We start from the raw sequence: 15974 nt of genomic DNA on the forward strand, positions 1-15974 counted from the left end.
CAACGTGAGGAACCGTGGAAACGGCAGCGACGGAGTCGCTCCCGATTGGAGGACAGATGAGCAAAGACACCGAACGGGCAATCGAGCACGCTCGCTCGATCCAGGAGAAGATGACAAAGCGCCTGAACGGGCGCGGAACGCTCAGCCGCTCGGCGTCCACCGGCAGATTTGTCTCGAATGCAGCCGCGGCAAGGCATCCCACATCATCCGTTACGGACCGATCCGGTCAAACCAGCGTGCGTAAAGCGGGCTGATCGCGCGCGTCGCAGGCGATATCAAGGGTCCAGCCGCACTACCAGCAAGGTCAGGCCCCTCGATCCAGCCGTGTCGGCAGACATCCGGGACGACCCGCGCTCACTATCCAGCCAAAGGGTGAGCCTCGCTCCGCAGCACGACTTCGCCGTGGGCGGAAGCCTCGGACCGCAGCGATCAGCGGCGTTAGGGTCAAGCAGTGAGCAGGATGGGTGACGTCGCAGCAGGCGGCGGGATGCGCGGAGGGGCGCGCGGCGGGAGGATCTCGAGCAGCGATCCGGACAGTCAGCGGCAGGTCAACGCGGCGGCGCCGAAGGTCGACAACCTGCTCCGGCGGATCGCCGGACTCTTCCGCGACCACCGACCCAAGCTCACACTCACCGTGATTCTCGTGCTCGTCGGCGCCGCCCTCACGGTCGTGCCGCCGCTGCTCACCCAGCTTGCGTTCGACCGCGGCCTGTTCCCGCCCGGCGGGCGGCCGAACCTGCCCGTTCTGCTCGAACTCGTCGGAATCATGGTGCTGATCTGGGCGTTCTCCGCGATCCTCGGCGTCTGGCAGACCTACCTCACCGCGACCGTCGGCAATACGGTCATGGGAGAGCTGCGCATTCGCCTCTTCCGCCACCTCCAGGCCATGGAACTCGGCTTCTTCACCCGGACGCGCACCGGCGTCATCCAGTCGCGCCTCGCGAACGACGTCGGTGGTGTGGCGAGCGTGCTCACCAACACCGTCTCGAGCGTGCTCGGTAATACGGTGACCGTGATCGCGGCGGTCGTCGCGATGCTCCTTCTCTCGTGGCAAATGACGATCGTCGCCCTCGTCCTCACTCCGGTGCTCGTGGTCGCGCAGCGTCGCGTCGGTCAGGTGCGCGCCCGCATCGCGACGAAGACGCAGGAGTCGTTGTCGGAGATGACCGCGATCACGCAGGAGACACTGAGCGTCTCGGGCATCCTGCTGGCCAAGAGCTTTGGCCGTCAGGAGTCAGAGGTGTCACGCTACGCCGACGAGAACGGTCGGCAAATCCGGCTCCAGGTGCGCCAGCAGATGTCCGGCCAGTGGTTCTTCGCGATGGTGCAGATCTTCCTGTCGGTGATTCCCGTGATCGTCTACCTCGTCGCGGCCTGGCTCATCCTCGGTGGTACCACCGTCACCGCCGGCACCGTTGTCGCCTTCACCACGGTGCAGGCGCGCCTGATGTGGCCGCTTCTGGGCTTGATGCGCGTCGCGCTCGATCTGCAAACCGCCGGGGCACTCTTCGCCCGCATCTTCGAGTACCTCGACCTGCGTCCCGCGATCGCCGACCGGGCGGCCGCCCGGGACGTCGGCGGCGACCTCGGCCGGATCGAGCTGGACGATGTGGTCTTCCGCTACCCCGACCAGGCCGAGGATGCCCGTCCGACCCTCGACCACGTCTCGGTCTCGATCGAACCGGGCCAGTTCGTCGCGTTCGTCGGTCCCTCCGGAGCGGGCAAGACCACGATTTCGTACCTCGTCCCGCGCCTCTACGACGTGGTCGGCGGAGCGGTGCGCTTTGCGGGTACGGACGTGCGCGAGTTGCGGCAGGAGTCGCTGGTCTCGCACATTGGCATCGTCAGCCAGGAGACGTACCTCTTCCACGCGACGATCGCCGACAATCTCCGCTACGCGCGCCCCGATGCGACACAGGAGGAGCTCGAGGCGGCTGCGCGTGCCGCGAACATCCACGCCACGATCACCTCGTTCCCCGACGGGTACGACACGCTCGTCGGCGAGCGCGGCTACCGCCTTTCCGGGGGCGAGAAGCAGCGGCTCGCGATCGCCCGCGTGCTGCTCAAGGATCCGGCCGTCCTCATCCTCGATGAGGCGACCAGCGCCCTCGACACCGTCTCGGAGCGGGTCGTGCAGACCGCTCTCGATGACGCGTCTCGCGGACGGACGACCATCGCGATCGCCCACCGGCTCTCGACCATCGTCTCGGCCGACGTCATCCACGTGGTCGAGGGCGGCCGGATCGTTGAGTCGGGCACCCACCGCGAGCTGCTGGGACTCGACGGCCTCTATGCGTCGCTCTACGCGCAGCAATCCGAGACGGCACTCCGGGGCTGAACAGCCGCGGTGCCCGTCTTGGCTTGCCCGGCTACTCGCAGGCGATCCCGTCGCCGTCACGGTCGAGGCTGCGGCTGTAACCGGCGTCGCCCGCACGAATTGGGTCTGCTCCCGCCGCACGCACCTCGGTGCAGTTAGCGTAGGAAACGGATCCGCCGCCGGGGGTGCTGCTTGCTGGGTTATCCCACCGTTGATTTCCGGTTGAGACAAGGTGTTCCAAGTGGGTCCACGCCGATCTCGTCGGATGCCCCGCCGGGTCTCTCGCAACGTCGGCTGACGCGCCGTCGCATCCACCATCGAGGAGCTTTCTCAGCTGACGTTGCGACGGCGGTATCTCGCCGTCACGCCGCGGGTCGGTCGGCGAGCATCTGCTCCATCAGCGAGATCTCGGCCTCCTGGGCCTTCACGACCGAGGTGGCGAAGTCGGTCGCGACGCTCACTCGACTGCGGGCGAGCAGCGCCTCCGCCATGTCGATGGCGCCGCGGTGATGGGCGATCATCAACTCGAGGAACATCCGGTCGAAGTCCCGACCGGAGGCAGCGCGGAGCGCGATGATCTGCTGAGGAGTCGCAAGTCCCGGCATGCTCGCGGGTACGACGCCGTCCTCGGTCCCCATCCCCATCATCGAGTGCTCGTCGGCGGCCCCGGCCAGAGTCGGCCGGCCCATCCAGGTCATCGACGGCTCGGGCGCCGCCTGGGGGAGGCCCCAGGAGTTCAACCAGCCGAAGAGCTGTCCCGCCTGCTGCTGTTGTGTGAGCAGAATGTCCTTCGAGACCGTCAACACCTCGTCGTCGGAGCTGCGCTCCCGGGCGATCATCGCCAGCTCGGCGCCCTGCAGATGGTGCACCTGCATATCTCGCGCGAAGCCTGCCTCCGCGCTGCTACTCGACGGTGTCGCGCTGGAAGCGAATGGTGCCAGAGCCCCGAAGAGGTAACCCCCAGCGGTCCCCAGGAGCAGCGCGACGACTGCCACGGCCGCGAGGAGGACGCGTCCTCTACTGCTTACCGGGCGCATCGATCCCACCGGTGCAGGGGGCGCCGGGCTCGGGCGCGCTTGAGGACTGCCAGAAGCGCTCGACGAAAGCGGCGAGGCGGGGGTCGTCGGGAGAGTCGATCGCAACCTGGGCATCCCACGCGCTAAGCACGATCGGGGAGGTGAGTCCCTCGTAGGGCGAGACGACGGAGTAGGTCTCGGGCATCGCGGCGATCAGCGCGTCGACCTCGCTCTGCGGCAGCGACGGGTCGTAGGTGGCCCAGACGGCACCGTGCTCAAGATCGTGCACGGCGTTCTCGTTGGGGACGGGCTGGTCGTAGACGCCGCAATTCATCCAGACCGCATTGTGTGGGCCGCCGGCGGGAGGGGTCTGCGGGTATTCGACCGCGCCGGCCACATGGGTAGCGTCGTTCTCGAAGGTCTGCAGGCCGTCGATCTGGCGGGCCTCGACAATCTGCTGGTTGCCGAAGACAGTGACGGCGACGATGGCGCCGACCGCGAGCACGGCCAACGCCGAGAGTGACCAGATCCAGATGCGGGAGCTGCGTGTGCGGCGGTCCTGCTCGCGCTTGTAGGCCTCGAGTTTTTCCTGGCGGGCGCGGTTCTTGGCGGACATCGTGTCTCTGGGCACGGCGGTGTCTCTCGTTCTGGGGGCGGATGGCGCCTGGTGGCGGGCGCAGGCGCCTGAGAGGCGCACTCAGAGGGTAACGAGATTGGCGTCAGATCGGCTCAATGGGGGGTAGACGTGCGGAGGACCCTCAGCCCGCGAAGGTGAGCCACAGCAGCAGCCCGTTCAGCACGATGAGGAATACCGCCGCGAGCGCGGCTCCGAGGGTCGTGAACCATCGGTTCGTCTGGTCGCCCATCAGGCTTCGATCGCGAGTGAGAACCACCAGCGGCACCAGTGCGAACGGAATGCCGAAGGAGAGCACCACTTGACTCAGCACCAGCGCGCGTGTCGGGTCGAAGCCGATCGCCAGCACCAGCAGTGCCGGGATCAGTGTCACCAACCGACGCGCGACGAGCGGCACGCGCACGTGCAGTAGGCCGTGCATGATCTCGGCTCCCGCGTACGCGCCCACCGAGGTCGAGGCGAGGCCAGAGGCGAGAAGACCCACCGCGAACAGCGTCGCGACCACCGGTCCCAGCGCCACCCCGATCGCGGCGTGTGCTCCCTCGAGACTCTCGGTCCCCGCGACCCCGGAAAGCGAGTGCGCGGCGAGAAGCAGGATCGCGAGGTTCACGGTGCCGGCGATGGCGAGCGCAACGGTGACGTCGATCCGGGTGGCGACGAGGATTCTCCGCCGGGCACCGACACCCTCGACGTGGCCGAAACGGTCGCGGGCGAGGGCCGAGTGGGCGTAGATGGCGTGCGGCATGACCGTGGCCCCGAGGATCGACGCGGCGAGCAATACCGACTCCGAACCCTCGAAGCGCGGTACGAGCCCGGCGACCGTGGCGCCGGCATCCGGCGGATCGATGACCACTCCGACCGTAAAACCGACGGCGATCAGCACCATCAGTCCCGTGATGACGCGCTCGAACGGCTGCGCGCCGCCCCGGGTCTGCACGAGCAATAGCACGAGCGACACTGCGCCGGTCACCACCCCACCGGCCAGCAGCGGCAGCCCGAAGAGCAGGTGCAGGGCGATCGCTCCGCCGATCACCTCGGCAAGGTCGGTCGCCATCGCCACGGTCTCGGCCTGGAGCCAGTAGGCTCGGCGCCCCCAGCGGCCGCGAAGACGCGCACCGAGCAGTTCGGGCAGGCTGCGGCCGGTCATCAGCCCGAGCTTCGCCGAGAGGTACTGGATGAGCCACGCCATCAGGTTTCCGAGCACGACGACCCAGACCAGCAGGTAGCCGAAGCGGGCGCCGGCCGTCATATTGCTGGCGACGTTTCCCGGGTCGAGATAGGCGACTCCGGCGACCATGGCGGGGCCGAGGAGGCGCACGAGGTGGATATCGGCCGGACGCCGCGGCGGTGCGGCGATCGGAGAGGTCATTCGGGATCCGTTCCATGGCACGGGGCGCTCGCGGACCCCCACGATAGGGTACTCCGACCGCCGCGGCATTCCCTGTCCCCGCTGCCTTCTGAGAGCGTCACCGCCTCCCGTCACACGGCGCAAAGCGGTTGCTACGCTGGCGAGATGACCCTGGATCGCGCTCTGCCCGCACGCCCGGAGGGCGGGATGCCCAGACGCCCAGAGACCGGGATGGTCTATGCCGAGTCCGTGCTCGATCTCATCGGCGACACTCCGCTCGTGAAGCTCGGTCCCGTCGCCGCGGGCGTGCGGGCCACCGTGCTGGTGAAGGTCGAGTACCTCAACCCCGGCGGCTCCTCAAAGGACCGCATCGCGACCCGGATCATCAATGCGGCCGAGCGTGACGGCCTCCTCGCTCCCGGCGGCACGATCGTGGAACCGACGAGCGGCAACACCGGCATCGGCCTGGCACTCGTTGCGCAGCAGCGCGGCTACCGCTGCGTCTTCGTCCTGCCCGACAAGGTCGGCGAGGACAAGCGGAGCGTGCTGACCGCCTACGGAGCCGAGATCGTCGTCACCCCGACGGCCGTCGCCCCGGAGGACCCTGCCTCCTACTACTCCGTGTCCGACCGCCTCGCCCGCGACATTCCTGGCGCCTTCAAGCCCAACCAGTACGCCAACCTCAACGGGCCGCTCAGCCACTACGAAACGACCGGCCCCGAGATCTGGCGGGACACCGCCGGCCGGCTCACCCACTTCGTCGCCGGCGTGGGCACCGGCGGCACGATCAGCGGAGTCGGCCGGTACCTCAAGGAGGTATCGGAGGGTGGCGTGCAGATCATCGGTGCCGACCCCGAGGGCTCTGTCTACTCCGGCGGCGGCGGGCGTCCTTACCTCACCGAGGGCGTTGGCGAAGACTTCTGGCCCAGCGCCTACGACCCGAGCGTGGTCGATCGGATCATCGCCTCCAGCGATGCCGAATCGTTTGCGATGACCCGCCGCCTCGCCCGGGAGGAGGGCCTGCTCGTGGGCGGCTCGAGTGGTCTGGCCGTCTCGGTAGCGCTCAAGGCCGCCGCCGACCTCGGCCCCGACGACGTGATAGTCGTGCTCCTGCCGGACGGCGGTCGCGGCTACCTTGGGAAGATCTTCAACGACCGGTGGATGCGCTCCTATGGATTCCTCGATATGCGCGATGAGGGCACCGTGCGCGACGTCCTGAGTGCTCGGGCCGCGAATCCCCAGGCCGGCGGTCTGCCCGCCCTTGTACACGCGCATCCGACCGACACGATCCGCGACGCGATCGGTATCATGACCGAGTTCGGTGTCTCGCAGCTGCCAGTGCTGAGTGCCGAGCCGCCGGTGGTCATGGGCGAGGTCGTCGGGACCGTCGACGAACGCGACCTGCTCGACCGTGTGTTCGCCGGCTCCGCCTCGATGAACGACGCGCTCGGTAGGTGCGTCGGCGACGTTCTCCCGCTGATCGGCCTCGGCGAGGGCATCACCTCCGCCCGAGCCGCGCTCGCCGAAACCGGCGCCCTCCTTGTCACCGACGAGGGCAAGCCCGTCGCCGTGATCACGCGGCAGGACCTTCTCACCTACGCAACAGCCTGACCGCCGTCGCCTCCGCACCTCCGACCCAGGGAGACAGCTCAATGCCCAAGAAGCAGCACTTCGACACCCGCGCCATCCACGCCGGCCAGGAGTTCGACCCGACCACCGGCGCGGTCGTCCCGCCCGTCTACCTGACATCGACGTTCGTCCAGGACGGCATCGGCGGGCTCCGCGGCGGCTACGAATACGCGCGCTCGGCGAATCCCACCCGCGACTCCCTCCAGGAGCTGATCGCCTCGCTCGAGGGCGCGGACGTCGCCTACTCCTTCTCCTCGGGCCTCGCCGCGGAGGACACGCTGCTGCGTGCGGCGCTCGCTCCCGGCGATCACGTGGTGCTCGGTAACGACGCGTATGGCGGAAGCCACCGGTTGATCGACCGCGTGCACAGCGCCTGGGGCGTGCGTAACACGGCCGTTGACATGGCGAACCTGCGCGAGGTGCAGCGGGCAATCGTGCCCGGCGAGACGAAGATGCTCTGGGTCGAGACGCCCTCCAACCCGCTGATGACCATCAGCGACATCGCGGAGCTGGCCGACCTTGCCCACGCGCACGACCTGATCGTCGTCGTCGACAACACGTTTGCCTCCTCCGCCCTACAGCAGCCGCTCGCGCTCGGCGCCGACGTGGTGGTGCACTCGACCACGAAGTACCTCGGCGGGCACTCCGATGTTGTCGGCGGCGCGCTCGCGCTGCGCTCGGGTGCTCTCGCCGAGAAGATCGCGTTTCTGCAGTTCGCCGTCGGAGCAATCTCGGGGCCGATGGACGCCTGGCTCACCGTGCGCGGCATCAAGACCCTCGGGGTCCGGATGGAGCGCCACTCCATCAACGCGCAGGCGGTCGCCGAGTTCCTCACCGAGCACCCAGCGGTGACAGCGGTGCACTACCCGGGCCTTTCGGGACATCCGGGGCACGAACTCGCTAAGCGCCAAATGTCGCGGTTTGGCGGGATGCTCTCGCTCGAACTCGCCACGCCGCGCGCGGCCCGCAAGTTCGCCGAGTCGACCGAGCTCTTCCAGCTTGCGGAGTCGCTCGGCGGTGTCGAGTCGCTGATCGGGTATCCGAGCGAGATGACCCATGCCTCGGTCAAAGGCACTCCGCTCGAAGTGTCGGAGTCGCTGGTGCGCCTCTCGGTCGGGCTCGAGGACTCCGACGACCTGATCGCCGACCTGTCGTCGGCGCTGCCCAAGAAGTAGGGCCACCGGGCGCTGCCCCAGCGCCGCCGTCGGAGTCGGCGCCACCGTCCGTTCAGGAGCGGCCGACTACCCTGGAATGATGCATCCCGCTCTCGCCGCCCTCGGTCGGCGCGTCCGGCCCCGCACGCGCCTCGCCGTCCTGGGCCGACGCGTCCGACCCGCAACGCAGCTCGTCCGGCTCGCGCGCACCGCCCCGCACCGTGTGTCTGTGCGCCGCGCCGCGGCGGTCGCCGCTCGCCCGATCGACCACCCGGCCTCGCTCGCCTTCCGCCGCGAGCTGCTGGTTTTGGCGCTCGCGAACCGGTTCTCGCGTCGCTCGGCGGTCGACCCCGACGGCGAGGTCGTCGTGACGATGACCACCCACGGCGAGCGGCTGCAGCGTGTGTACGTCGCCCTCGAGTCGATCGCCCGCGGCGAGGCGCGGCCAGCACGCCTGGTGCTCTGGCTCGATGACCCGGCGCTGCACGCCGATCTGCCCGCAGCACTTCGGCGCCTGCGCCGACGGGGGGTCGAGATCCGCCTGGTCGAGGGCTACCGGGTGCACACGAAGTACTACCCGCACCTCCTCTCGGGCCGCGCAGGCGAGCGCGACCTCGTCACCTCCGACGACGACATCGTGTACCCGCGCACGTGGCTCCGCGGTCTGCTCGACGCCCGCACCCGCTACCCGCGCCAGACGGTCCTGTGCTACCGCGCTCATCGCGTCGGGATCCTCGATGGAACGGTCGCGCCGTACACGAGCTGGACGCCCGTCGCCGACACGCGCGCCGCGACCGACGTCTTCGGCACCTCCGTCTCGGGTCAGCTGCTCCCGAGCGAGCTGCTCACCGAGATCGCCGCCCACGGCGAAGCCTTTCGCGACATCACGCCGGACGCCGACGACATTTGGCTGCACGTGCGCGCGGTCGACGCCGGCTACCGCATCGCCCAGATCGAGCCGCGCGCGCAGCTCTTCCCGTTCGTGCCGCGCACTCAGCAGACGGGGCTCTACCTCGTGAACTACTGGGACGGCGGCAACGACCGCCAGGCCCGTGCCGCCTACACCCCGGAGGTCACGGCACGGATCGCAGCCGACGCTGCCGAGCGGGAGGGCAGACTCCGATGAGGCTCCTGTTCCTGAGCAACCTCTACCCTCCGCAGGTCCTCGGTGGCTACGAGATGACCTGCGCCCGGGTCGCAGAAGCGATGGCGGCGCGCGGCCACAGCGTGCGGGTGCTGACCTCGCCGACCTACCTCCCTCCTGACCCCGACGCCTCGCCGGCGGTCGAGCTGCACCGCACGCTGAGCCTGCGCACCTATTTCCCCCTCCCACAGACCGGCGGCGAGATTGCGCAGCTGATGCACCACGAGAGCGCCGTCTCTCGCTTCGAGAACACGCGCATCCTGCTGGAGGAACTGCGCGAGTTCGAGCCGACCCACGTGGTCGCGTTCAACCTGCTCGGCCTCGGCGGACTTGCTCTCATCGACCTGTTGCGCACAGTCGACGCGCCCTGGATGTGGAACCTCGGCGACCGCATCCCGAACGCCCTGGTCGACGGGCTGTCCGCGCAGGTACTCGCCGTCTATGGAGCGCAGGCTCCCGACCACTTCGACCGCGGCGAGATCGTGGCGGTTAGCCGTTCCCTCGTTGACGGGATCGAGGCCAGCGGATTGACGCTGGGCGAGGTCGAAGTGATCGGCCGCGGAGTGACGGTGCCGCCCGACCCCGGCACGCCCCGCCTGTACCGGGAGGGAGGCATCACCCGCTTCACGTTCGCGGCCTCGCTCGGTGAGCACAAGGGCGTGGGACTCGTTGTGGAGGCGGCAGCGGTACTCGCGGCCGAGACCCGCGACTTCCGCGTCGACCTCTACGGCGACGGCGACGTTGAGAGCTGGCGTGCCCGCGCACGCGAGGCCGGGCTCGACGGAGTGGTCGAGTTCCATGGCGCGACGCCCCGGGGCGAGGTGCTCGCCGCACACGAACACGCAGACGCCTTCCTCTTTCCGACCTGGGAGGGCGAAGCGTTCGGCGTGGCGCCCGTCGAGGCCGCGGCGGCGGGCTGCGTGCCCATCGTCACGGCGGCGAGCGGAGTCGCGGAGTTCCTGATCGACGGCGTCGACTGCGTCAAGATCACCCGCTCCGTGCCGGCGCTCGCCGGCGCCATGCGCAACGTGCTGAACGGTTCGACCGACCTGGAGGCCCTCGGTCGCCGCGGGCGGGAGGCCGCCCGCGGACCGCTCTCGTTCGAGCGCTCCCTCGAGCTGATCGAAGCCTCGCTCGAGCGACGCGGCAGACCGGGAAGCCTCGCCGAGCGCCTGGCCGACACCACTCTTGAGGCCGACATTATGGATAAGGATCAGCGGGCGATGGATGTCCTCCACCGCCGCTTCTCCGGACGGGACCACGAATGACCGATCACGACTTCCTCAGCGACCCTGCTGCCGCCCCCACCAGGTTCGGCCGGGGCCACGCTGCGCTGCGCGAATCCGTGCACAAGCTCGTCGCGCCCTGGTTCGAGCAGGCGCGGTTGCGCACCGAGGAGGTGCGCAGCGAGACCGCGGCGGTCCGTGACGAGACCGCCGCGCTGCGCGACGAGTTCGCGGTCGTGCGCGGCGAACTCGGCGGTGTGCAGGACGAATGCGCGGCGCTTCGTGAGGAGACGGCGGGCCTGCACGCGGCTTTGGACGAACTCAGAGCGTCGGTATCGGCGTTGCGCGAGTCGGTGCAGGAGGAGACGGACGCAACGCCCGGCCGATTCGACGCGGTGGACGAGCGCGCCGCCCTGCTCGACGAGCGCGTGCGCGGCGCCGAACTGGAGCTGCGCGCGGTGACCCGCCGTCTGGCAGAGGCGCTTGACGGTTGAGGGGCGGCTGGCGGGTGGGCGCTGGCACCGAGCCGCGGTTCGGTGCTTGCGCGGCGTGGACCTGTGCCGCTCTCGCGCGGCGGTAACGATCAGGTAATCGTAATGGCCGATCCCCAGGATGCTTACTCACGTTAGTGAAAATCGGCCTCTGCGCCACGGAAAAAGTGCTCGGCCGTCCCTGGAATAGAGTGGCACTCTTCCCACTAGAGAGGCCCCCAAATGAGTGATACGTCCACGGCCACCAACGATTCCTTCGTCCGTCGCGAAGAGGTGGGTGCCGCAGGAGGAGTAGCGCCGCTGAGCGATGACAAGAAGCTCCCCGTGGCCAATCACCCAGACCGAGTGCTGACCACGAACGGCGGGCGCCCTGTTGGCAAGGGCGAACTCACATTGAACGTATCGGATTTCGGGACACTCGGGACTGCCGACGACTCCGCCACGATACAGGCTGCAATCGACGAAGCGACCGCCGCCGGCCTAACCCCAAAAACTGCGGAGACCGGGGAGACCGTGACCGTGAACGGCTCAAGCGCGTGGGCGAGAGTCATGCTGCGTCCCGGCATCTACCGCGCGAACATCACTCTCCGTGCCGGAGTGGAGTTTGTGGGGATGAGCGGCACGTCCGCTCGTTTTGGAATAGATTCTTACCGCTATGGCGGAGTTGTCATCCGCTCTGCTGATCCGTCTAAGCCCGTCATCACGATCGACGGTGCAGCGACGGCTCTCTCGAGCGTCACGATCGTGGGTGAAGGGTCGGGTATCGGCCTACACGTCCGATACGGTTTTGAGACGCGAGTTGATGGTGTACGTATCATCAACTTTGAAAAGGGGCTGTGGATCAGCCAGACCAATAACGCGCTCTACAACTTCATTCGCGTTGACAATTGCGGTTCCGCCGCCACACCCGCTGTCGTTATCGAATCGAACCAGTCGCACTCGGGGGACGCGCTGGCGACCAACACGGCCGATTTCAACTCGCTGCACATTGAGCGAGCTAAGGGAGGGACATCCCTCGCCGTAGCCGTCGGCAACAGGCCGAACTACGATGCGGCCGAATTTCTTCGCTTTGTCAATTTGCACATTGAGGCCTCGACCGATTCGGGTGGAGTCGCGAACCCAAATAATGTGCCTGTGATTGATCTCGGTAATGTCCGCGGTGTGGATTTCGTGGCAGCATTCGTCTTTGGCGGTCCCGGTCCGCTCTTGCGTATGAACCAGCAGGTCCTCAATACGAGCTCTGGCTTCAACGGGGGCGTTTCCGTTGTCGGGGGCACCTGGCTCGGACAGGGGCCTTCCAATAATCTCTTCGTGCTAGCCCGCGGCAATGGCTTCCACCTGGGCGGCGGTGCACGCCTCACCCGATACACCGGAGCCGCTGTGTTCGTCTCCGTTGATTTCGGGCCGGTGGTCTCGATCAGCGACCCACAGCCCCTGCACTACGCCAGCGGTAGCGCGATGGTCGCACCCGGGCCGATCCTCTCTGACCAGCGACCGAATACAGCCACGACGCGGCGCCCATACGACGTGCAGGGAGACCTGCGCATCTGGGGACACGAGACTGTCGTCCAGCCAACGGCGCCGACTTTCACGCTCTCGGGCAATGGAGCGACCTTCAGCGGCGGCGGAAGTGATTCACGAGGCACGATCCTCCTTCAGGTGGCGAACGGCGCGACAGCTGCATTCACCGGGGCGCCGGGCGGCGTAGAGCTGGGACGAGTCACATTCGCTCAGCCGTGGAGCAACGCCCCTCACGTCGCAGTGACGCCTGCGTCGGCGGATGCAGTCGAGGCGGGTATCTGGGCGAACGCGACGCCGACCCAGATCATCCTCTTCGCGAAGAATGGGCCGTCCGGTGCGACGTCGGCGAAACTCTTGAGGATCACCTACTCCGCTGTCGGCACCGTCACTGGATGACGACGTTCGCTGGAGCACACCGCAGGACGTGAGCGACGCGCTGCGTGACAGGTCTCGTGCCGGCTGGACGCTCGGCGGCTGTCGATCCTGCGCGCGCGTTCGTGGCTGTGGTGCTCCGTCAGTCACTGTCTCGTCCTCCTTTACGTCGAGCAGGCGCGGTGACGCGCCGGGATTCTTCTCGTTGATGACCCTTCGAAGAGGAGGTCTTCAGGAGAACTGGGGAAAGAAAGCCCTGGTCCGATCTGCCTTCTTCGCGTGAATCCTGTCTTTTCACCCGATCGACGGCTCGCGTCAGTGTGGGTGTCGATCCCTCGAGATGTGATCTACTCAGTTTCTTCGCTGGGCACTATGAGAGGAATCACTCATCACTCACCACACCGCTTCCCGCTCTTCTTGTCGTCGAGAGATCGCGGCCGTCGAATCGCTGCGTCTCGCCACGTCCTCGGTGCCGGCGGTTGGCGTCGCGCCGGCGAATGCTGCTCAGCACCGGATCTCGAGCATCACGGCGGGCTGATCCTTGATGCGTCTTCGTGTCCTGCCCATCGGGTGCGCGCTGCTTCTCCTCAGTGGCTGCGCCTCCGGCGCCGATGACGGCGTGCACAAGCCGTCGTCGATCGAGTTCGTGCCGAACGCCGCGGTGCTCGAGGAGGCGACGGAGTCGGTGCGAGAGCCGCTGGACGTGTATGGACCGAGCGTGCACGACCGGCAGGTTCTCGAACGGGCGTCGGATCTGCTCGCCGAGGACTGCGTTCGCGCGGCCGGTCACTCCGTCAGCTTCGTAAACGTACTCGACTACCCGCCCTCTACGATGTGGTCGCTGAAGTACTTCGGGGTGTGGACGAAGGCGAGGGCGTCGCAGGCAGGTCTCGGATCGCCGCACGATGCACTCGCCGAGGCGCGGCAACGACAGAGTGAGGCGAACTCTGACGAGACGTACGACGCCATCACGCGGTGTGTTGGCGTCGACAGCAGAAGCGAACAGATCGCGTCGCTGAGCTACCGGACGCCCGAGGAATCGATCCACGAGCGCGGACGGACTGTGACCTGGTCCTGGGCGAGCGACGACCCGATTTGGCAGGAAGCGCGCACACAACAAGGCGCGTGCTTGTCCGCGAAGGGTTACGCCCTGGAGGAGCAGCGGGCGTCGATCTCTCCGAAGATCGCGGAGGCGCCGGACAGTGAGGCGGGTATTCGCGCGGCTTTGGATCAGGTGGACTGCTTGTCGTCGACGGGCGCGGCGCAGACGTTTGTTGATGTCGTGGCCGCGTATCAGGTGGCGTTCATTGCAGAGAATGAGGCGGCTCTGGTGGCGGATAAGAAGGACACGGACGAGCGGATCGCGTTCGCGCAGAAGGTGATCAGTGAACACGGCGTGACGGACGGACGTGGAATGACAGCATCACGAGCATTGTCGTCTTCCAAGTGATAAGGGCGAATCGCGGATCGTCGGTCCTCGCCGTCTCGATGTCGTCTATGCTGCTGCTGAGCGGATGCCTATCCTCGCCGGATGCGAACAGTGATGAGCGGCCCTTGATTAATTTTGTGCCGAATGTCGCTATGCTGGATGAGGCGACCGAGACGGTGCACGAGCCGCTCGACGTCTACGGACCGGACCTGCGCGGTCGCCAGATGCTCGAGCGCGCTTCTGATCTCCTTACTGAGGATTGCGTCCATCGCGCGGGTCACGCGCTGACCCTGGTCAACGTTCTCGACTATCCGCCGTCTTCGCGGTGGACGGTCAACTACTTCGGGCCCTGGACGAAGGAGAGAGCGTCGCGAACGGGGCTCGACAGACCATACGATGCGCTTTCCGAAGCTCACCAGAAGGAGGCAGATATTCCTCCCGAGACGACGTCGGCTTTAGGAGAATGTCGCGATTCAGCAAGAAGCGACGAGAGGAATAATTTCGCGGAGCGCAGTCCCAGTGAGTCGATTTATGAGCGGGGGCAATCAGAGACATGGGCCTGGGCAAGCCATGATCCGATCTGGGAGAAGGCGCTCGGCGATCTGCAGGGTTGCATGACAGCACAGGGCTACACCTTCGATGCTTCGCGCGGTCCTACCGCGCCCGTGATCGCGGAGGCGCCGAATAGTGAGGTGGGTATTCGGGCGGCTTTGGATGAAGTGGAGTGTCTGTCGTCGACGGGCGCGGCGCAGACCTTTGTTGATGTCGTGGCCGCGTATCAGGTGGCGTTCATTGCGGCGAATGAGGCGGCTCTGGTGGCGGATAAGAAGGACACCGATGAGCGGATCGCGTTAGCGCAGAAGGTGATCAGTGAACACGGCGGACACTGACGACGACGGGCGCTGTCGAGTGTCGGATGATGCCCCTGCCCTCGGCGCTTCTTACGGTCGGTGGCAGGATGGCCGCCAGCGTCCATGTGGTTGCTCCAATAGCGGGCGTAACGGGGCCGGACTGAGTGGGCGGAGGCGCTCGAACGGGCCTGCGGCGACCGCCCCCGCCGGTGCCTACGCGAGAGGACTTGGCGCGTATTGACTGTATGAGGGAAGGTTGTCACCGGGAGATGTTGACCCAAAAAGTCCAGGTCGGAGCGGCGTTTCGCGACCTCTGGACGCCAATCCGCGGAAGCGACGTTCTGCGCCAGATCGCTCGTGCGCTCCTCGGCTTGTGGTTCGCTCAACTTCGTTCACAGGAACTGTCGAAAGGAAATACCATGAGTCACATCGCACGTTCTACTTTTCCCCGCCGTCTCATCCTCGCCGCGGGCTCAGCCGCGATCGCGACCGTGTCCGTGCTCGCATGCGGCGTCGCACCGGCGAGCGCCGACCAAAGGCAGTTCTGCCCGGAGGGTCAGTACTGTGCCTGGGAGAACGACCAGAGACAAGGCAATATTTTCAACAACGTAGTGACTATGAGCTACGTAGGCGACTCCTGGAACGACCAGTTTTCTTCTTTAGAAAACAGGAAGCGCGACAGTGTTGTGTTCTATGAGGAGTTGGGGTCCGGTGGTGATGAGCGGGTGGTGAGGCACGACGAGGTTGCGCAGCAGCTCCAGTTCGAGTGGACCGACCATGCATCGACGTGGAATGACTGCATTTCGAGCATTACGGCTTACTGACCGATGAGACGCACCCGA

General features: G+C 66.9%; 15 protein-coding genes. 11 read left to right on the plus strand and 4 right to left on the minus strand.

Translation table 11 applies throughout. The annotated features are described in order from the left end of the window. The first annotated feature begins 56 nt into the window (after positions 1–56). Together B0H03_RS16865 and B0H03_RS01605 are read left to right on the plus strand one after the other, a co-directional pair. Complete coding sequence (locus B0H03_RS16865) at positions 57–254, plus strand: hypothetical protein (RefSeq protein ID WP_127844078.1); 198 nt, start codon at positions 57–59, stop codon at positions 252–254. 206 nt (positions 255–460) lie between these two features. Then, a complete protein-coding gene (locus tag B0H03_RS01605; RefSeq protein WP_104266388.1) occupies positions 461–2338 on the plus strand; it encodes an ABC transporter ATP-binding protein in 1878 nt (625 codons plus the stop codon). Positions 2339–2369: 31 nt separating this feature from the next. On the opposite strand, the gene B0H03_RS17215 is transcribed toward B0H03_RS01605, so the two are convergent. The 4 genes from B0H03_RS17215 to B0H03_RS01625 all read right to left on the minus strand — a co-directional run bounded on the left by B0H03_RS17215 (position 2370) and on the right by B0H03_RS01625 (position 5336). Further along, positions 2370–2558 carry an excalibur calcium-binding domain-containing protein gene (locus B0H03_RS17215; protein ID WP_272914848.1) on the minus strand — a complete coding sequence of 63 codons (189 nt, stop codon included), beginning with the start codon at positions 2556–2558 and terminating at the stop codon, positions 2370–2372. Positions 2559–2679: 121 nt separating this feature from the next. Further along, positions 2680–3354 carry a DUF305 domain-containing protein gene (locus B0H03_RS01615; RefSeq protein ID WP_104266389.1) on the minus strand — a complete coding sequence of 225 codons (675 nt, stop codon included), beginning with the start codon at positions 3352–3354 and terminating at the stop codon, positions 2680–2682. Continuing rightward, a complete protein-coding gene (locus B0H03_RS01620) occupies positions 3335–3964 on the minus strand; it encodes a DUF3105 domain-containing protein (protein ID WP_241560480.1) in 630 nt (209 codons plus the stop codon). The genes B0H03_RS01615 and B0H03_RS01620 overlap by 20 nt, the downstream gene beginning before the upstream one ends. Before the next feature lie 127 nt (positions 3965–4091). Next, the gene (locus tag B0H03_RS01625; protein ID WP_104266391.1) at positions 4092–5336 is read right to left on the minus strand and encodes an Nramp family divalent metal transporter; all 1245 of its coding nucleotides are present in this window, start codon (positions 5334–5336) and stop codon (positions 4092–4094) included. 210 nt (positions 5337–5546) lie between these two features. On the opposite strand from B0H03_RS01625, the gene B0H03_RS01630 reads away from it, so the two are divergent. The 9 genes from B0H03_RS01630 (at position 5547) to B0H03_RS01670 (ending at position 15956) form a co-directional block, all read left to right on the plus strand. Next, positions 5547–6926, plus strand: coding sequence for a cystathionine beta-synthase (locus tag B0H03_RS01630; RefSeq protein ID WP_104266392.1), 1380 nt, complete (start codon positions 5547–5549; stop codon positions 6924–6926). A 41-nt stretch (positions 6927–6967) separates the two neighbouring features. Beyond that, complete coding sequence (locus B0H03_RS01635; protein ID WP_104266393.1) at positions 6968–8119, plus strand: cystathionine gamma-synthase; 1152 nt, start codon at positions 6968–6970, stop codon at positions 8117–8119. A gap of 79 nt (positions 8120–8198) precedes the next feature. Then, entirely contained in the window at positions 8199–9224 is a 1026-nt protein-coding gene (locus B0H03_RS01640) for a glycosyltransferase (RefSeq protein ID WP_127844079.1), read from the plus strand. After that, positions 9221–10510 carry a glycosyltransferase family 4 protein gene (locus B0H03_RS01645; RefSeq protein WP_104266395.1) on the plus strand — a complete coding sequence of 430 codons (1290 nt, stop codon included), beginning with the start codon at positions 9221–9223 and terminating at the stop codon, positions 10508–10510. The genes B0H03_RS01640 and B0H03_RS01645 overlap by 4 nt, the downstream gene beginning before the upstream one ends. Continuing rightward, complete coding sequence (locus tag B0H03_RS01650) at positions 10507–10962, plus strand: hypothetical protein (protein WP_104266396.1); 456 nt, start codon at positions 10507–10509, stop codon at positions 10960–10962. The genes B0H03_RS01645 and B0H03_RS01650 overlap by 4 nt, the downstream gene beginning before the upstream one ends. 219 nt (positions 10963–11181) lie before the next feature. Further along, entirely contained in the window at positions 11182–12876 is a 1695-nt protein-coding gene (locus tag B0H03_RS01655; RefSeq protein WP_104266397.1) for a right-handed parallel beta-helix repeat-containing protein, read from the plus strand. Positions 12877–13570: 694 nt separating this feature from the next. Further along, the gene (locus B0H03_RS01660; RefSeq protein ID WP_127844080.1) at positions 13571–14302 is read left to right on the plus strand and encodes a hypothetical protein; all 732 of its coding nucleotides are present in this window, start codon (positions 13571–13573) and stop codon (positions 14300–14302) included. A 47-nt stretch (positions 14303–14349) separates the two neighbouring features. Further along, positions 14350–15171: a hypothetical protein gene (locus B0H03_RS01665; protein ID WP_127844081.1), complete on the plus strand. Its 822-nt coding sequence runs from the start codon at positions 14350–14352 to the stop codon at positions 15169–15171. Between the two features lie 380 nt (positions 15172–15551). After that, a complete protein-coding gene (locus B0H03_RS01670; protein WP_160487206.1) occupies positions 15552–15956 on the plus strand; it encodes a peptidase inhibitor family I36 protein in 405 nt (134 codons plus the stop codon). Positions 15957–15974 lie beyond the last annotated feature (18 nt).

The sequence above is a fragment of the Rathayibacter iranicus NCPPB 2253 = VKM Ac-1602 genome, assembly GCF_003149025.1.
In the GTDB taxonomy this organism is placed as follows: Bacteria; Actinomycetota; Actinomycetes; order Actinomycetales; family Microbacteriaceae; genus Rathayibacter; species Rathayibacter iranicus.